The organism is Flavobacterium sp., from assembly GCF_027484705.1.
Classification (GTDB): Bacteria; Bacteroidota; Bacteroidia; order Flavobacteriales; family Flavobacteriaceae; genus Flavobacterium.
Genome location: NZ_JAIXSL010000015.1, coordinates 101,734 through 115,526, shown reverse-complemented (window position 1 = coordinate 115,526; position 13,793 = coordinate 101,734). Strand labels below are relative to the sequence as shown.

The window sequence follows — 13,793 nt, the reverse complement described above, 5'->3', positions numbered from 1 at the left end:
ATGAAGCGTAAAAGTAATTATTTTTCCGGTTTCCAGTACAACCTCACGTTCTCTAATTGGTCGTAGGCTTTGTACTCACTCAAAGTCAGCCGGTTACTGTGTTTGATTATTTTGGGAATGAAAATCACAAGGTCGAATAACGCTAAAACGATTGCCTGAAGCGCTTTGAAATCGCCTTTGAATACTTTGAGTTTCAATTGCATCCAGATTGAATAAGCGAGCATTCTCGGGATTTTGATCCACGGAAAAAACAGAAAATATAAAAACCAACCCGAACGCAACGACCGTTTTAAGCGAATCATATAATCGGCGTTGGATTTTCGGGCTTTTAAATCAACGCGATGGTTGACCAAAACCGATGGCAAATAGTGAATTTCTATGTTTTTCTTGAACAGTTCGTAAGACGCAAAATCTTCCTCGCCGTGAAAAACAAACCAATAAGGATAATCGGGGATTTGATGCCAGGCTTTCATGCGCCAAACGTTAGCGCCGCCGGGAAAACTTCTCATGCGCAGCGGTTGCTCTTTTGTTTGAGTCGATTCGGGTTCGGTTTTGCTCCAGAAAATCCTAAATCCAATCAAACCACATTCGGGATGCTGCTTAAAATAATCGTCAATCAGTTCCAATGGATTTTCAGTGATGAAATGCAAGTCATCATCAATCGAAATCGCGTAATCGGTTGTGGTCAGATGCAACAATTTGTTTCTGCTGTAGATCAGGCCTTTGCTTTTTTCATTGCGGATCAAATGAATATCGGGATAATGGCTTTTGATGAACTCCGAAGTGCCATCGGTCGAACCGTCGTCGCAAAGCATGCAAGCCACATCGTCGCGCTGCAACAAAGGATCGATTTTGACAAGCGTATAAGTCAAATCCTCCAAACGGTTTTTGGTCGTAATCAGGATGGTGAATTTTTTGGAAGGTTGCGTCATGCGTTAATAAGTAGCGATCATTTCTTTGGGCAAGTTTTTGTGCCAGAAAAACAGCATCCTGACTTTTCTGCTTTTGAAAATCTTGCGAAGGATTCTGCTTTTGAAATAATATTCGACGCTGTTGATGTTTTTGGAAGTCGGGAAATCAGACTTGAATTCATAACTTTCATCATTCGAATGCGTGACTTCGCTCATCCAGTTTTCATAGACATTACCCATGTGGTAAGCGAAATTGTCGAAAGTCGTCAGGCGCCAATAGTCTTTTTTCAACGGGCATTGGTCGAGATAATCTTCGCTGAGTCCGCCCATTTTGAAACCAATGAAAGTGACGATTTCATCAAACATATCCTTTTTATAAGTCGCCACGAAATGCCCCGAACCCAAGTAAGTCTTGACGCCGTTCGATTCGTAACCCAAAGCGATGTCGTGATGGTATTTCATGATGTCGTCCCAACCGACGCTTTTGTAGAAATGTTCTAAAGCTTCAGGGTTTTTAACTGGAAGAAATTTCAGGTTTTTATTGAACAAATTGCTCCACAGAATATTTTCGCAACGTGTCATGAAAGTTCTGTATTGCGGCACAATTCCGACGACACCGGCTTTAGGAATCGCGGCAAAAACTTTATTGGTTTCCTGTTGCCAGTTCGAGAGAAACAACACATCGCTGTCGGCTATCGTGACGAGTTCGATGTTGTTGCCTGCCAATCCTTTGAGAATCGCATTGACTTTTCCGATGTTGGTCGTATGAATCAGTTCATGGATTTTACCATCATTGAAAAGTGCATCAAGATATTCGACGACTTTCGCATCGCTGCCATTATTGACAATCGTAATAAAAGTATTCGAATGTACCGTTGCAAAAAGCGAATCGAGACACAACTTTAATATCTTCAAACCATCGGCGTAATAGCCTTCAAGATTGGGTATAAAAACCGGGATAATGACCTGATGGTTGAACGCCACTTTTTCGAGCGGCTTGTCTTTATGGGGATTAAAACCTACGCGCATTAAGGGACGAATTTAATTTTCTCGGCAAGGTAAATCAATTTTCTAACTCTGAAGATTTTGGCCGCGTGGAATAAGGTGTAATACGATATACCTTTCGCAAGCCAGCGGTTTTGATCGAAAGTGTTTTTTAAAGAAAACTGCTGCAATAAAAAAAGCGAACGGTGGTGGAAATCCTTATACCAGATCGATTGGCCGGAAACCCCTGAACCTTGACGGTAAATCGAGAATTTTTCATCCAAATACTTTGCTTTTCCTTGTAAGGTGAGCAGAATCCACAACATCCAATCGCCGGCTTTGACATTTTTGGAAAGCTTATCAAACGCAACCACATTCCTAAAGACAGAAGTGCAACTGAACGCAATCGGCGAAAAAATCGCAAAACGGTAATCGAGTACCGAATGGTGGGCATTCCAATATTTCATCGAGTGATTTTCGTTGGTGTTGCCATGAATATCTATCGCCTGCACATCAGAATGGCACAAAGTAAAATCAGGGTTTTGCTCTAAAAAATCGACTTGTTTTTGCAATTTCGTGGCATCAATCCAGTGATCGTCGCCTTCAAAATAAGCGATGTATTTTGACTTTGGCGTTTTCATCAGATCGAACCAATTCTGCGCCGCGCCTACATTTTTTTGTTGAAGAATCAATCGAATCCGATCCGGAAACTTTTGTTGGTATTCTTTTAAAATCGTTCTCGTACCATCGGTCGAAAAATCGTCGGCAATAATGAGTTCCCAATCGAAATTGACTTGTTGCATCAAAACGCCTTCCACCGCCTGACGAATGTAGTTCTCATGGTTGTAAGTGATCAGACAAACAGACAGCAACGGCGTTGGCATGGCTTACTTCCCTTTTTCACACATTAAGAAAATACTCGAGCACAAATCAGGATATTGTTGCCCCAATTCGTAGCAACCTTGCAGGTATTCCTTAGAAATAATATCAGTCTGCAACAAACGATCCCACTGGAAATTAGCCAATCCTTTGAAGAAAATCCCTGAACGGTGAACCACTTTGAGTCCGGCCGCTTTGGCATCGCGTTCTAAAGTATCGAGCGTGTAAGTAATGTTATGGCCGTGCTCTTTTTCGGCGGGTGTCACGGCGGAATTGTGTGTGATCAATCCCATTTTGACCGCAATCTGACGTGATGGCGCGTTCGCATTCGGACAAACTAGAAAGAATCTTCCGTTGTCTGACAGCCATTCATCATTGATGCGCTTCAATACAGCCACAGGATCGTCGATGTGTTCGAGCACATGCGTGAGCACGATGTTGTCATACTTTGTAGGAAGATCAACGGTTTCGAACAACGAATTGACGAATTTTATTTTGTCGCCGAAGGTTTGTTTGGCTTCCGAAATCGCTTCATCGGATACTTCCACGCAAGTAATGTCGTCGAAATACGGTAAAAATAATTTGGTAAAAACACCTTTGTGGCTTCCAAGTTCGAGGAAATTCCCATTCCTAAAAAAAGGCTCAAACGCTTGAATCATAAACGGGTGCATCACATCATAATCAAAACTGTAGACGTATTTATGATCGGCGGTATCTTTTAGTTCTTTATTGTAATCTCTCTTAGTTTCCATTTCGAATTGTACTATTTTATTTAATTTTCGAGCATTGCCAGGCCAAAACCGGCTTTCCCGAATTCGTTTCCATTGTAGAGCAAATATACTTGATTCCCGACTTTAAAAAAATGCGGATAGCACATCATGTCGGAATCCCAGTCGTTTTCACTTAAATTGATGCCTAACTTTTCATCATCGCGTGTCCAATTTGTTAAATCATTGGAATAAGCATACCCCAATCGGTAGCCTTTATTCTTGTCGGTTCTGAACCCTGAAGCGTGGCGGTAGCAGAACACCATATGGTATAAACCGTTGTAAAAAATGACGCTTGGCAAAGCCTGACATTCTTCGTTATTGATTTTATCCGTGATGATTTTCCGGCCTTCTTTTTTCCAGTGGATGCCGTCGTCGGAAGTTGCGTGGGCGATTTTATAAACCCTGTCCGGCGCCTGCCCTTCGACGAATTCCGTCCATTGCGTGCCGTAGATGTACCACATGTGGAAGGTGTTTTCGAAAACCGCTACGAAAGCATCGCAGACCAAAAAAGGTTCGTGCAAAGTTGCGGTCAATACTGGGCCATTGCCGAGTTTTTCAAAGGTTTTTCCCTGATCATGGCTCACCGCAAAACCTACGGAAGCGTCGGCGGAAACGGATACTTTTCTGTTCCAGCCAGTCGTATAAGCTAGGATTTTATCTTCATGCTTCAACACATTGATTGGAAAAATCCCATGCTCGTCAAAACAGCCTAATTTCCCTAAAGGAATGACGGTTTCGGTCGAAATATTTAGAATCTGTTTGAATTCCTTGTCGAAATCCACAAAAGCGACATGGCTCAAATATTTACCAATGTTGTCTTTTTCGCGCGTCGAGAAATAAATCCTCACGAAATCATCGAAGACAATCGTTTGAGGCGATTGCGCGAATTCAAAGCAATTGTTGGGCAGTTTATGATCGGTCGGGTTGAAAATCTTCCCTAGTTTTTTCCACTTCATATTATTGATGATAACTTTCCAATTCGGCCAATCCGAAACCGAAACGCCCGATTTCATTGCCTTGGTGGAGCATGTAAACTTTATTGTTGAGCGCAAACACAAACGGGTAACTCACCGATTCTGAATCCCAGCCGCTTTGCGATGCTTCAATTCCGGCTTTTTGATCTTCACGTGTCCAGTGGATTAAATCCGTAGAAGAAGCATAACCGATTCTGTAACCTCGCCCAGGTTCGCGGAAATTGAGGTTATTGCGGTACGAAAAAAACATGTGATACTTGCCTTGGTATTGAAAAACATCGGCGCTCGCCTGGCATTCGTTGACTTCCAATACATCGGGAATCAAATCCTTGTGGTTTTTATTCCAGTTGATGCCATCGGTTGAAGTCGCCATCCTGATTTTATAAACGGGTTGCGGTTGCCCGTCATTCGGAATCCATTCACGGGTTGCGGAATACCACAAATACCAAGTATCACCGAACTTTCTGATTTTTGGGCTTCCCATCACAAAGGGTTCATCAGGCGTGTACGGAATCACCGGCCCTTCACCCATTCTCTGAAAAGAATCGCCATTGTCTTTACTCACGGCAACGCCAATCGCGGCGTTGAAAGGAACAGATTCGCAGCGCGTCCAGCCGGCGTAATAGGCTCGGATTTCATCATCATTTTGAATCACTGAAACGGGATAAGTTCCAAATTCGTCGAAAGTGCCCAAACCGCCCAAAGGCAAAATCGGCGCTTTGCAAATCGAAACGATTTCCGATAAATTGTCTTTGTTCAGATCGATGTAACCCATTCTGCTCACGTATTGTCCGTTTTCAGGGGCCGGCCTTGACGAGAAAAACACGCGCACGGTTTTCTCAAAAATGACCACAGATGGCGCCTGCGCGTATTCGTACATCCAGCTTTGGTCTCTATAATCAATGGGATTAAAAATTTGTCCCAGTTTTTTCCACTTAAACATGTATTCTTTTTTTACAGCCTGCAAAGATTCCTTGCGCCGGTTTTTAAACATCCGTAATAATAATCGTTGAATCCGGCTTTATCCATCAAGTCAAAAACTACCTGCATATCATATTCGATACGGTGCAAAGTAAATTCGCCGTCAAAAGTAGCAAAAGCAGCCCTCGGATCGTTGTCACGTGGCATGCCTACAGAACCCGGATTGCAATAGGTTTTGTCTCCAAAATGATGTAAAGATTGAAAATGCGTGTGCCCCGAAACGAAGTTCTTCCCTTCTATTCTGGAGAAATAGTCTGCGTTGGGTTCGACAAGATATTCATCAATCGGATCGGCCCAACCGCCGTGAACCATGTGAATTGAACCTACAAACCGCTGCATATCAAACGTGCGCAGCCAATCGATATTTTCCTGAGTAATCACTTTGCGTTGATAAACCAAACAATCATTAACGCTTTTAGATCTCGGGCAAAAGCCGCCACTCGCCATATACCAATCGTGGTTGCCCATCAGACAAGGGATATTGCGTTTTCTGAGTTCATCACAGCATTCATTGACCTGCGAATAATAACCGACGACATCGCCGAGGCAATAAATTTCGGTGATATTCATCGCGTCGAGTTCGGCCAAAACCGTTTTTAACGCTTCGTAGTTTCCGTGAATGTCGGAGATGATGCCAATTTTATTCATAGATGATCAGGTCTTCGATATAACGGATGGCTTTTCCGTTTTTGATTTTTGGTTGCCCGATGGTTTTATTTTCAACGAAATAATCAACGGCCATTTGCGATTCGTTGTAACCGAATTTAGCGCGAATGGAAGTTGATGAAGAAATGCGCGGGTTGATTTCGAGCAATTTCAAACCATCATCATCCTTTCTAAATTGGAAATTCGTCGGGCCGATGGGTTTAAAAATCGAGCACAATGCTTTTAGAGTTTCCTCTATATTTTCCAAATTAATGACTTCAGCTTTTTCAGTAAAACCGTCTTTTGACAATTTTCTTTTGAGCGTCATATACGCATAAAATCCGCCTTGTCCGTCGCAAAATGCTGAAGTTGTATATTCTTCGTCGTCATTTCCGACAATCGGTTGCGCCATCAATTGGGAACCGATATATTGTTGGTGTTTTTCAAATTCTTCTTCGGAATTTACGCGTACAATTCCTTTAGAACCGTGACCTATGCGTGGTTTTAAAAGAAACGGCAATCCGAATTGGGTTTTTAATACCTTGAAATCTGACTCTAAAGTCGTGTCTATTGCAAAAGGTAAATCGGATTCTTTTAATTTTTGATAGAAAACCCATTTGTCGTGGCAGGCGTCGATGAGTTCTTGGGCATTCAACAATACTTTGACGCCGCTTTTTTCGAGGGTGTCTTTATGTTCTGACCATGCGTACATATCGGCTTCAATACCCGGAATAATCAGATCGATTTGGTGCTTTTCGATGGTTTTCAGAAGCCAATCGATATAATTTGGATCGTTCGTCGGAACCGCCTGTTCAAAAATATCGCAAAATCCTTCAGCGGCTGAATCGGAATAAATCGTTGTGCCGATGAATTTGTATGGAATTCCCGACAACCGCAGCGAACGCAAAATGCCGTAGCCGATGATGCCGCTCGCACCTGAAACTAAAATATTTTTCATTTGCTATTGTTACTGTTATCGACAATTTTTTGGATGCCTTGTTCGAGTGTCACTTGCGGATAAAATCCGATTTTCTGATATAGTGCACCGTCTTTATCGTATTGAAAACTTGGAATATCGGGTTTGTCGCTCAGGAAAGTGGCTTTGCCATCCGTGCCGAAAACTTTATAAGCTGTAGCGGCAATTTCGGTGTAAGTCACGTCGTTCATTTGAGTACACGAATAACTTCCAGTGACTTTTTGCTGCACGACTTTCAAAATTATTTCGGTCAAATCGTCGATGAATAGAAAGTTTCTGACCGGATCGTTGTTGCCGTAAAGCGTTAGATCTTCACTGTTTTTCGCTTTGTCCAGAATAGTATAGAAAAACGGCTGGTGCTTTTTGAAACTTTCTTCGACGCCATATAAGTGCGAAGGTTTTAAAATTGTCAACGGTAAATTATTTAAAGAACAATAGTATGTTGCCAATTCTTCCGAGTGTTTTTTTGAAATGCTGTAAACCGAATAATTAGGTTCGTCGGGCGTGGCGTTTGAGAAAATACTTGAAATGTAAATAAAGTGCTTCACACCTGCATCAACAGCGGCTTTGCACAATCGAACCGTTCCAATCACATTGATTTTTTCAGCAGCGATGATTTCTTCAGCGGTTTTGCCTCCGAAATGCGCGGCGGTATGAATGATGACATCAATATCGTTTGGAAGCGAAATGTTTTCATCGGACAAATCTAAAGTAATGTCGCAACCAGTTCTTCCAGCCGTCATCACTTCGCAAAACTGCGCCAGTATAGGCTTTAAAGCGTTTGCAATCGAAGACGTTCCACCAACAATCAGTGCTTTCATCTATGCTTTGATTTCAGCTAAAATGCCACAACACAATTCTGGATAAGCGATACCGACTTCACAAAAAGCATCGATGACTTTCTTGTCAAAGTTTAGTGAAATCATCTGAGAAGTCGCCAATGGTTTCAAATAAATACCTTCCACCATCGCCACTTCATAACCCGCTGCAATCACATCTTCCGTCAATGTTTCAACGGTATAATAACGTTGGTGCCCAAGAATATGGTCGTTTTCTGAAAGTTCCTGCATGTCGTTCAGCAAACCTGCGGCATGGCCTAATCTTCTGTTCAAGACTTCAGCGTTCGGAACTGCGATGAACATGCGTCCTTTAGGTGCGAGGAATTGTTTGAAATGTTTCAATATCTCCACCGGATTGTCGACGTGTTCCAGAATGAAACCCATGACAATCAGGTCAAATTTCTCTTCGGATTCGAATTTTTCAAAATAGGTTTCGACGATTTCCGCTTTACAATCTGGATATTTCGAGCGGAAGTTCTGAATGATCGCATTCGAGCCGTCGAGCACGACATGCTTGGTAAATTGTTTTGAAAAAATCGTAGTCGTGTAACCGTGTCCCAAGCCTAATTCCAATAAGGATTTACAGTTCTGGGTATGTTTTAAGATTCGTTTCGGATACCAATTCAACAGGATTTCATTGTCGAAATCGTATTGAAGTTCGCCTTCATAAGCCCGTACATGTTGGTCTAAAGCATTTTTCATAGTTATAGCAAAGTAACATCCGTTAGAAAACCACGGATTTCCTGTTTGGAATTAAACATCATGACATCAATAACAGACAGCCAAGGTATGAAATCATTGTCAAATTGTGGGTATTCGATGGGGTTCGATTTGATGAAATGAAGTTGTAAATCATTCGCTTCAAAAGTCGCTTTATCGTAAAGTTGGAGGCCTCCAATTGCGTTGATGTATTGCGTGGCCTCAAGGATTTTGGCAATCGCGATGACTTTATCTTGAGATTTTAAATTGTGGTCGATATCGATTGTGGAAGAAATTACAATCTTGGTTTTAATCTCCAAATAATCGCAAACGGCTTGTATTGAATGGTGAATCAATCGGAATAAGTTGGTTTCATTCTGGTTCAAAATCGATTCAATCAATGGAAAAACCGTTGAAAATTGCGGCGCTTTTTTATACGCTTCTTTAATTTTAGACAGCAATTTGACTTTGTCTTTCGCATAATTTTCAGACAAAAATCTTTGGTCTACATGCAGAAAATCAGAATCTTTTTTCAAAGGCACGGTTACGGGAGCCGCTTCGCTATGGAGTAAAATCCGGTTGCGGTTGATCCAGCCTTTTTTGGTGTATTCTATATTGTCATAAACCACGAAAACATCGACAGCATTGATGAGTTGAAAATAACCGATATAAGGAAACCAATACGGTTGCATGATGCCCACTTTCATCAGAGTGCGGCGTTTAAGATTGTCACGATGCGCCTGGTTTCATCGGCTGTCAGTCCGGCATACAAAGGCAGACAAAGCACCGAAACCGCAACGGCTTCTGAGACTGGCATCGATTGATGGGAAGCAAACGGAATCGTATTCAACGACGGATAAAAGTACCGTCTTGGGAAAATCTGGTGTTTGTTTAAGGCCGCCTCAGCACGCAATAAATCTTGTTCAGACTCGAAAATGATCGGATAATAGCTGTAATTCCACTGTGTGTTTTCGCGAATCGTGAACGTTCTCACTTTCGGAAAATCGATGTGGTTGTTGTAGTAATCTACAATGTTTTTACGCTGCTCCAGAATCTGCGGCATGTACGGCAAAACCGCCAAGCCCATCGCACCCTGAAGTTCGGACATCTTCGCATTGAGCCCGACACCCGAAAAATCATGAGGCCCATTGTGCCCGAAGTTGTGGCTGTAGAACAAAGGTTCGTATAAGGCTTTGTCGGTAAAAAATAACGCACCACCTTCTCCGGTATGGAACAATTTCGTCGCGTGGAAGCTGCAAGTACTCACATCGCCAAAATTGAAAATCGATTCATTTTTATAGGTCACCCCAAAACAATGCGCGGCGTCGTATATGACTTTTAAGTTGTGTTTGTTCGCAATCGCCTGAATCGCCTCGACATCACACGGATTTCCGAAAACGTGCGTGACGAGAATCGCGGTGGTTTTATCGGTAATGGCGGCCTCGATTTTGGTTTCATCAATCGTGAGGTAATCGGGATTGATGTCAACAAAAACCGGTTTGCAATGTTCCCATAAAATGGAAGAAGTCGTCGCAATATAAGAAAAAGGCGTCGTGATAATTTCGCCTTGATTTCCAAGAACTTTTAAAGCAATCTGCAGCGGCAAAGTGCCATTCGTGGTCAAGATGATCTGATTGGCACCGAGATAAGAACGCAATTTTTCCTCAAGTTCCAGAACCAAAGGCCCGCGATTGGTAATCCAATGCTGGTCCCACGACGATTTTAAAATCGCCTGATATTCCGATTGATCCGGTAAAAAGGCTTGGGTAACTTTGATCATATTAGTTTCTGGGCTTTGCAAAACAGATGGTTTCTTCGGCGTGAATGGTAAAGTGGTCTAGAAAAATTTCGTAATCTAAATCCAGGTCTAAAATCCAGGCGGGAATGGCCGTGAAATCTTCCATGCTGTGGTAAATCGCAATCGCTAATTTAGGCCTGAACTTTTTGATGGTTTCGACAGCGCCGCGCAAAGCTGCACTTTCGACGCCTTCAATATCCATTTTTACAAAATCGACTTTGGCGATGTTGTTTCTTTTGACAAAATCATCAATCGTCAGCGTCGTCGTAGAACCTGTGTGGCCATCAAAAGCGAACGTTTCGATTTTACTTCCGGGGCCATTGTCTTTGTAATAAATCGTATCATCGGAATGGTCCGAAACCGGATGCGGCACGAGTTCGATCTGATTTTCGAGATTCGGATTCAAGGACCTGTTGTGGTGGAACAGTTTGATGTTGTCGGGAATGAATTCAAAAGAAAACACTTTGCCCGAAGGTCCGGCTTTGTGCGCAAAATATAAGGCGGTGTCGCCCCAACAAGCGCCGGCATCAATCACAAAATCACCGGCTTCGACCTGAACCACTGGTTTGCCGTCTAATTTATAAGCGTATTGCTCGATGATAAAATCAATCGTAACGCCAAGCGAACCGAAATAAAGCTGCACGTCGTAACCAATCGGTTTGAGGTTGAATTTCTGCAAGATGAAATGCATGAAATGCGGATCGTAAGTATCGTTCGGATCTGCCAACGACTTCCCAAGTTTCACGGCGTCTTGATACGCTTTGTTGTTTCTGGCGAGTTTTACTTTTTTATAGCCGAGAATTTGGTAGGCGATGAGTTCGACGATTAGACTTTTCCCTTGCTGGTTCAATACTTTATAGAGCCTTTCCATGCCGTCGAAATAATCTTTGAGCCACGGAATAGTATCCACATCGATTTTGTTCTCATAACCGACAACCCTTTTGGCATTGCGCTTACCAATCTGCACGAGTTTTTTCAACGCAGAGGCTTGTTCGTTTTTATAGCTTCCAAAACGGTATTCATCATAATTCTGAATCCCGAAATGGTTGTGCTGCGACTGTTTTATTTTGGCTTTGAGTGCGATTCTGAAACTATTCATGCTGGTCTATTTTTTTCCATTCAAAAGTCTGAGGTCTTATTAATCCGGGGAATTTTTCGAGCCAGGCGCCATCGCGTTTGACTTCAATGCCTTCCACGGAAATGACTTCCTTGATGTGGTGCAGGATTTTAGCGCCGTGTTTGACGACCATTAAATCGATGCTGTATATATTGTCGTTTAAGGTATAAGCCGGAATCGTACATTGATACGTGGCCTGACCTTTTTTGAAAAAGATGGAATCGGAACAAGTCGCAAAAATCAGCGTGCCTTCAAGCGTGTTGAAGAACAGATTGACATTGATGCCCTGAAAATCCTTTTCGCTCGAAACCGTAACATCGATGACAAGATCATTTTCAATATTGAAACTTCCTTCAATGCCGTTGTTCGAAACGTTGATCGAATGCAGCGTAAAACCTTCTGTTTCCCTTTCAATGCTGACAAAAGACTGCGCAATGACAGCCGTATTCGACAAATACGAATCGATGACACTTTCAATTTTACCAGTGGTTTGTATGCAGCCGTTTCGGAGTGCGATACCAGTATTGCAAAGCGATTTCACGGCCAACATGTTGTGGCTTACGAACAATACCGTTCTGCCTTCCCCTTTGCTGATGTCGCCCATTTTACCCAAACATTTCTTTTGAAATTCGGCGTCACCAACAGCTAAAACTTCATCAACGATCAGTATTTCACTTTCGAGATGCGCAGCTACGGCAAACGCCAGACGCACATACATTCCGCTGCTGTATCTTTTTACGGGCGTATCGACATATCTTTCAACGCCTGAAAAGTCAATGATTTCATCGAGTTTTCGCGTGATTTCGTTTTTTCGCATGCCCAAAATAGCGCCATTGAGGTAGATGTTTTCGCGTCCGGACAATTCCGGATGGAAACCCGTTCCGACTTCGAGCAAACTCGCTATTCTTCCTTTCACCTTAATTTCACCGGTGGTAGGACTCGTGACACGTGATAATAATTTGAGCAACGTACTTTTTCCCGCACCGTTTTTACCAATGATTCCGACGGCATCACCTTGATTGATGTCAAGATTGATGTCTTTTAACGACCAGACGATATCGCTTCCGCCTTTAGTGCTGCGGTCGTTGGTTTCGCCAATTTTCAGAAACGGATCTTCCTTGCCCATAACTTTGGTGGTCCAGAAACGCTCCAGGTCACGCGAGATTGTTCCCGTCCCGATCTGTCCGATCTGGTAGGCTTTGGATAAGTTTTCGACTTTTATAACTATTTCTGACATTAGATGGTATCTACGAAATTTTTCTCTGTTTTATTGAAAATAATGATTCCTAAAAACAGCACAATGATGGTGACGATGACAGAATAACTGATGCTCCACAAGGTGAACTCGCCTTTGCCTAAAAAAGCATAGCGGAACGCCTCGATGATTCCGGTCATGGGATTAAGTTCGATGATGGCTTTGTATTTTGCGGGCGCGGAACTCAACGGGTAGATGACCGTCGTTCCGTACATCAAAAGCTGCACACCGAAAGTTACTAGAAAACTCAAGTCTCTATATTTTGTGGTCATAGCTGTAATAATTAATCCCATGCCTAATCCTAATAGTGCCATTAGAATTACGAGAAAAGGAAAAAAAAGGATTGCATAAGTCATATGAAAATTGGCACCCTGAACCGCAAAGTAAGCCATCATAATCACCAACAAAAGTAACTGGACTACAAAACGAACTAAGTTACTCACCACAATACTCAAAGGCATAATCAATCTAGGAAAATAAACTTTCCCGAATATCGCGGCGTTGTCCCTGAAAACCGTGCTGGTTTTGGATAAGCAATCGGAGAAATAATTCCATGCGGTGATTCCGGACAAATAGAACAATTGTTGTGGCAGGCCATCAGTGCTGATTTTAGCGAGATTTCCAAACACGAAAGTGAACACCAAAGTCGTAAAAAGTGGCTGGATGAAAAACCAAAGTGGCCCTAAAACCGTTTGCTTGTAAAAGCTGATGAAATCGCGTTTGACGAACAAAAACAAAAGGTCGCGGTAATTCCACAAATCCTTAAATTTTACATCAAAAAGCGAGGTATGGCCTTTAATGATAAGACTCCAATCTTCTGATTGAATTTTTCCGGTCATGTTTTGGTTTACTATTAAAAAATGAGCTACAGTTTTAACAACTGAACAATAATATCTTATTTGCTGGAGAAACAAGCGCGCAAATATACTAATTTAACGTCTCGATTCTTACTGTTTTTGAGGTTT

15 protein-coding genes are annotated in these 13,793 nt (G+C 42.3%); all 15 read right to left on the bottom strand.

All coding sequences use genetic code 11. From position 1 onward, the window contains the following. Positions 1 to 17: 17 nt before the first annotated feature. The 15 genes from Q0058_RS08375 to Q0058_RS08305 are packed head-to-tail and all read right to left on the bottom strand — an operon-like array spanning position 18 to position 13,667. Positions 18 to 932 (bottom strand): glycosyltransferase family 2 protein, encoded by a 915-nt coding sequence (locus Q0058_RS08375; RefSeq protein WP_298222823.1) that lies wholly within the window; start codon positions 930 to 932, stop codon positions 18 to 20. Positions 933 to 935: 3 nt separating this feature from the next. Further along, positions 936 to 1,940, bottom strand: coding sequence for a glycosyltransferase family A protein (locus Q0058_RS08370; protein ID WP_298222821.1), 1,005 nt, complete (start codon positions 1,938 to 1,940; stop codon positions 936 to 938). Further along, positions 1,940 to 2,779 (bottom strand): glycosyltransferase, encoded by an 840-nt coding sequence (locus Q0058_RS08365; RefSeq protein ID WP_298222819.1) that lies wholly within the window; start codon positions 2,777 to 2,779, stop codon positions 1,940 to 1,942. The genes Q0058_RS08370 and Q0058_RS08365 overlap by 1 nt, the downstream gene beginning before the upstream one ends. Before the next feature lie 3 nt (positions 2,780 to 2,782). Further along, the gene (locus tag Q0058_RS08360) at positions 2,783 to 3,526 is read right to left on the bottom strand and encodes a class I SAM-dependent methyltransferase (protein ID WP_298222818.1); all 744 of its coding nucleotides are present in this window, start codon (positions 3,524 to 3,526) and stop codon (positions 2,783 to 2,785) included. Between the two features lie 20 nt (positions 3,527 to 3,546). After that, positions 3,547 to 4,500 carry a hypothetical protein gene (locus Q0058_RS08355; RefSeq protein ID WP_298222816.1) on the bottom strand — a complete coding sequence of 318 codons (954 nt, stop codon included), beginning with the start codon at positions 4,498 to 4,500 and terminating at the stop codon, positions 3,547 to 3,549. 1 nt (position 4,501) lies between these two features. Next, positions 4,502 to 5,461 carry a hypothetical protein gene (locus Q0058_RS08350; RefSeq protein WP_298222815.1) on the bottom strand — a complete coding sequence of 320 codons (960 nt, stop codon included), beginning with the start codon at positions 5,459 to 5,461 and terminating at the stop codon, positions 4,502 to 4,504. Positions 5,462 to 5,472: 11 nt separating this feature from the next. Beyond that, positions 5,473 to 6,147, bottom strand: a complete 675-nt coding sequence (locus Q0058_RS08345; protein WP_298222813.1) for a metallophosphoesterase family protein — start codon at positions 6,145 to 6,147, stop codon at positions 5,473 to 5,475. Then, entirely contained in the window at positions 6,140 to 7,102 is a 963-nt protein-coding gene (locus Q0058_RS08340) for an ATP-grasp domain-containing protein (protein ID WP_298222811.1), read from the bottom strand. Before Q0058_RS08340 ends, Q0058_RS08345 begins: the two co-directional genes overlap by 8 nt. After that, entirely contained in the window at positions 7,099 to 7,941 is an 843-nt protein-coding gene (locus tag Q0058_RS08335) for an NAD(P)-dependent oxidoreductase (RefSeq protein WP_298222809.1), read from the bottom strand. The genes Q0058_RS08340 and Q0058_RS08335 overlap by 4 nt, the downstream gene beginning before the upstream one ends. Beyond that, positions 7,942 to 8,661 carry a class I SAM-dependent methyltransferase gene (locus Q0058_RS08330; protein ID WP_298222807.1) on the bottom strand — a complete coding sequence of 240 codons (720 nt, stop codon included), beginning with the start codon at positions 8,659 to 8,661 and terminating at the stop codon, positions 7,942 to 7,944. It lies immediately after the preceding gene. Between the two features lie 2 nt (positions 8,662 to 8,663). Continuing rightward, the gene (locus tag Q0058_RS08325; protein ID WP_298222805.1) at positions 8,664 to 9,365 is read right to left on the bottom strand and encodes a WbqC family protein; all 702 of its coding nucleotides are present in this window, start codon (positions 9,363 to 9,365) and stop codon (positions 8,664 to 8,666) included. Next, complete coding sequence (locus Q0058_RS08320; protein WP_298222803.1) at positions 9,365 to 10,438, bottom strand: DegT/DnrJ/EryC1/StrS family aminotransferase; 1,074 nt, start codon at positions 10,436 to 10,438, stop codon at positions 9,365 to 9,367. Before Q0058_RS08320 ends, Q0058_RS08325 begins: the two co-directional genes overlap by 1 nt. 1 nt (position 10,439) lies before the next feature. Next, complete coding sequence (locus Q0058_RS08315) at positions 10,440 to 11,555, bottom strand: FkbM family methyltransferase (protein WP_298222801.1); 1,116 nt, start codon at positions 11,553 to 11,555, stop codon at positions 10,440 to 10,442. Next, positions 11,548 to 12,810, bottom strand: a complete 1,263-nt coding sequence (locus tag Q0058_RS08310; RefSeq protein ID WP_298222799.1) for a polysaccharide ABC transporter ATP-binding protein — start codon at positions 12,808 to 12,810, stop codon at positions 11,548 to 11,550. The genes Q0058_RS08315 and Q0058_RS08310 overlap by 8 nt, the downstream gene beginning before the upstream one ends. After that, a complete protein-coding gene (locus Q0058_RS08305) occupies positions 12,810 to 13,667 on the bottom strand; it encodes an ABC transporter permease (protein ID WP_298222797.1) in 858 nt (285 codons plus the stop codon). Before Q0058_RS08305 ends, Q0058_RS08310 begins: the two co-directional genes overlap by 1 nt. Between the last annotated feature and the right edge of the window lie 126 nt (positions 13,668 to 13,793).

Bases quoted from the DNA above. Each gene is read 5' to 3' on its own strand.
- Q0058_RS08375 (WP_298222823.1), bottom strand. From the start codon at position 932: ATGACGCAACCTTCCAAAAAATTCACCATCCTGATTACGACCAAAAAC.
- Q0058_RS08370 (WP_298222821.1), bottom strand. From the start codon at position 1,940: ATGCGCGTAGGTTTTAATCCCCATAAAGACAAGCCGCTCGAAAAAGTG.
- Q0058_RS08365 (WP_298222819.1), bottom strand. From the start codon at position 2,779: ATGCCAACGCCGTTGCTGTCTGTTTGTCTGATCACTTACAACCATGAG.
- Q0058_RS08360 (WP_298222818.1), bottom strand. From the start codon at position 3,526: ATGGAAACTAAGAGAGATTACAATAAAGAACTAAAAGATACCGCCGAT.
- Q0058_RS08355 (WP_298222816.1), bottom strand. From the start codon at position 4,500: ATGAAGTGGAAAAAACTAGGGAAGATTTTCAACCCGACCGATCATAAA.
- Q0058_RS08350 (WP_298222815.1), bottom strand. From the start codon at position 5,461: ATGTTTAAGTGGAAAAAACTGGGACAAATTTTTAATCCCATTGATTAT.
- Q0058_RS08345 (WP_298222813.1), bottom strand. From the start codon at position 6,147: ATGAATAAAATTGGCATCATCTCCGACATTCACGGAAACTACGAAGCG.
- Q0058_RS08340 (WP_298222811.1), bottom strand. From the start codon at position 7,102: ATGAAAAATATTTTAGTTTCAGGTGCGAGCGGCATCATCGGCTACGGC.
- Q0058_RS08335 (WP_298222809.1), bottom strand. From the start codon at position 7,941: ATGAAAGCACTGATTGTTGGTGGAACGTCTTCGATTGCAAACGCTTTA.
- Q0058_RS08330 (WP_298222807.1), bottom strand. From the start codon at position 8,661: ATGAAAAATGCTTTAGACCAACATGTACGGGCTTATGAAGGCGAACTT.
- Q0058_RS08325 (WP_298222805.1), bottom strand. From the start codon at position 9,365: ATGAAAGTGGGCATCATGCAACCGTATTGGTTTCCTTATATCGGTTAT.
- Q0058_RS08320 (WP_298222803.1), bottom strand. From the start codon at position 10,438: ATGATCAAAGTTACCCAAGCCTTTTTACCGGATCAATCGGAATATCAG.
- Q0058_RS08315 (WP_298222801.1), bottom strand. From the start codon at position 11,555: ATGAATAGTTTCAGAATCGCACTCAAAGCCAAAATAAAACAGTCGCAG.
- Q0058_RS08310 (WP_298222799.1), bottom strand. From the start codon at position 12,810: ATGTCAGAAATAGTTATAAAAGTCGAAAACTTATCCAAAGCCTACCAG.
- Q0058_RS08305 (WP_298222797.1), bottom strand. From the start codon at position 13,667: ATGACCGGAAAAATTCAATCAGAAGATTGGAGTCTTATCATTAAAGGC.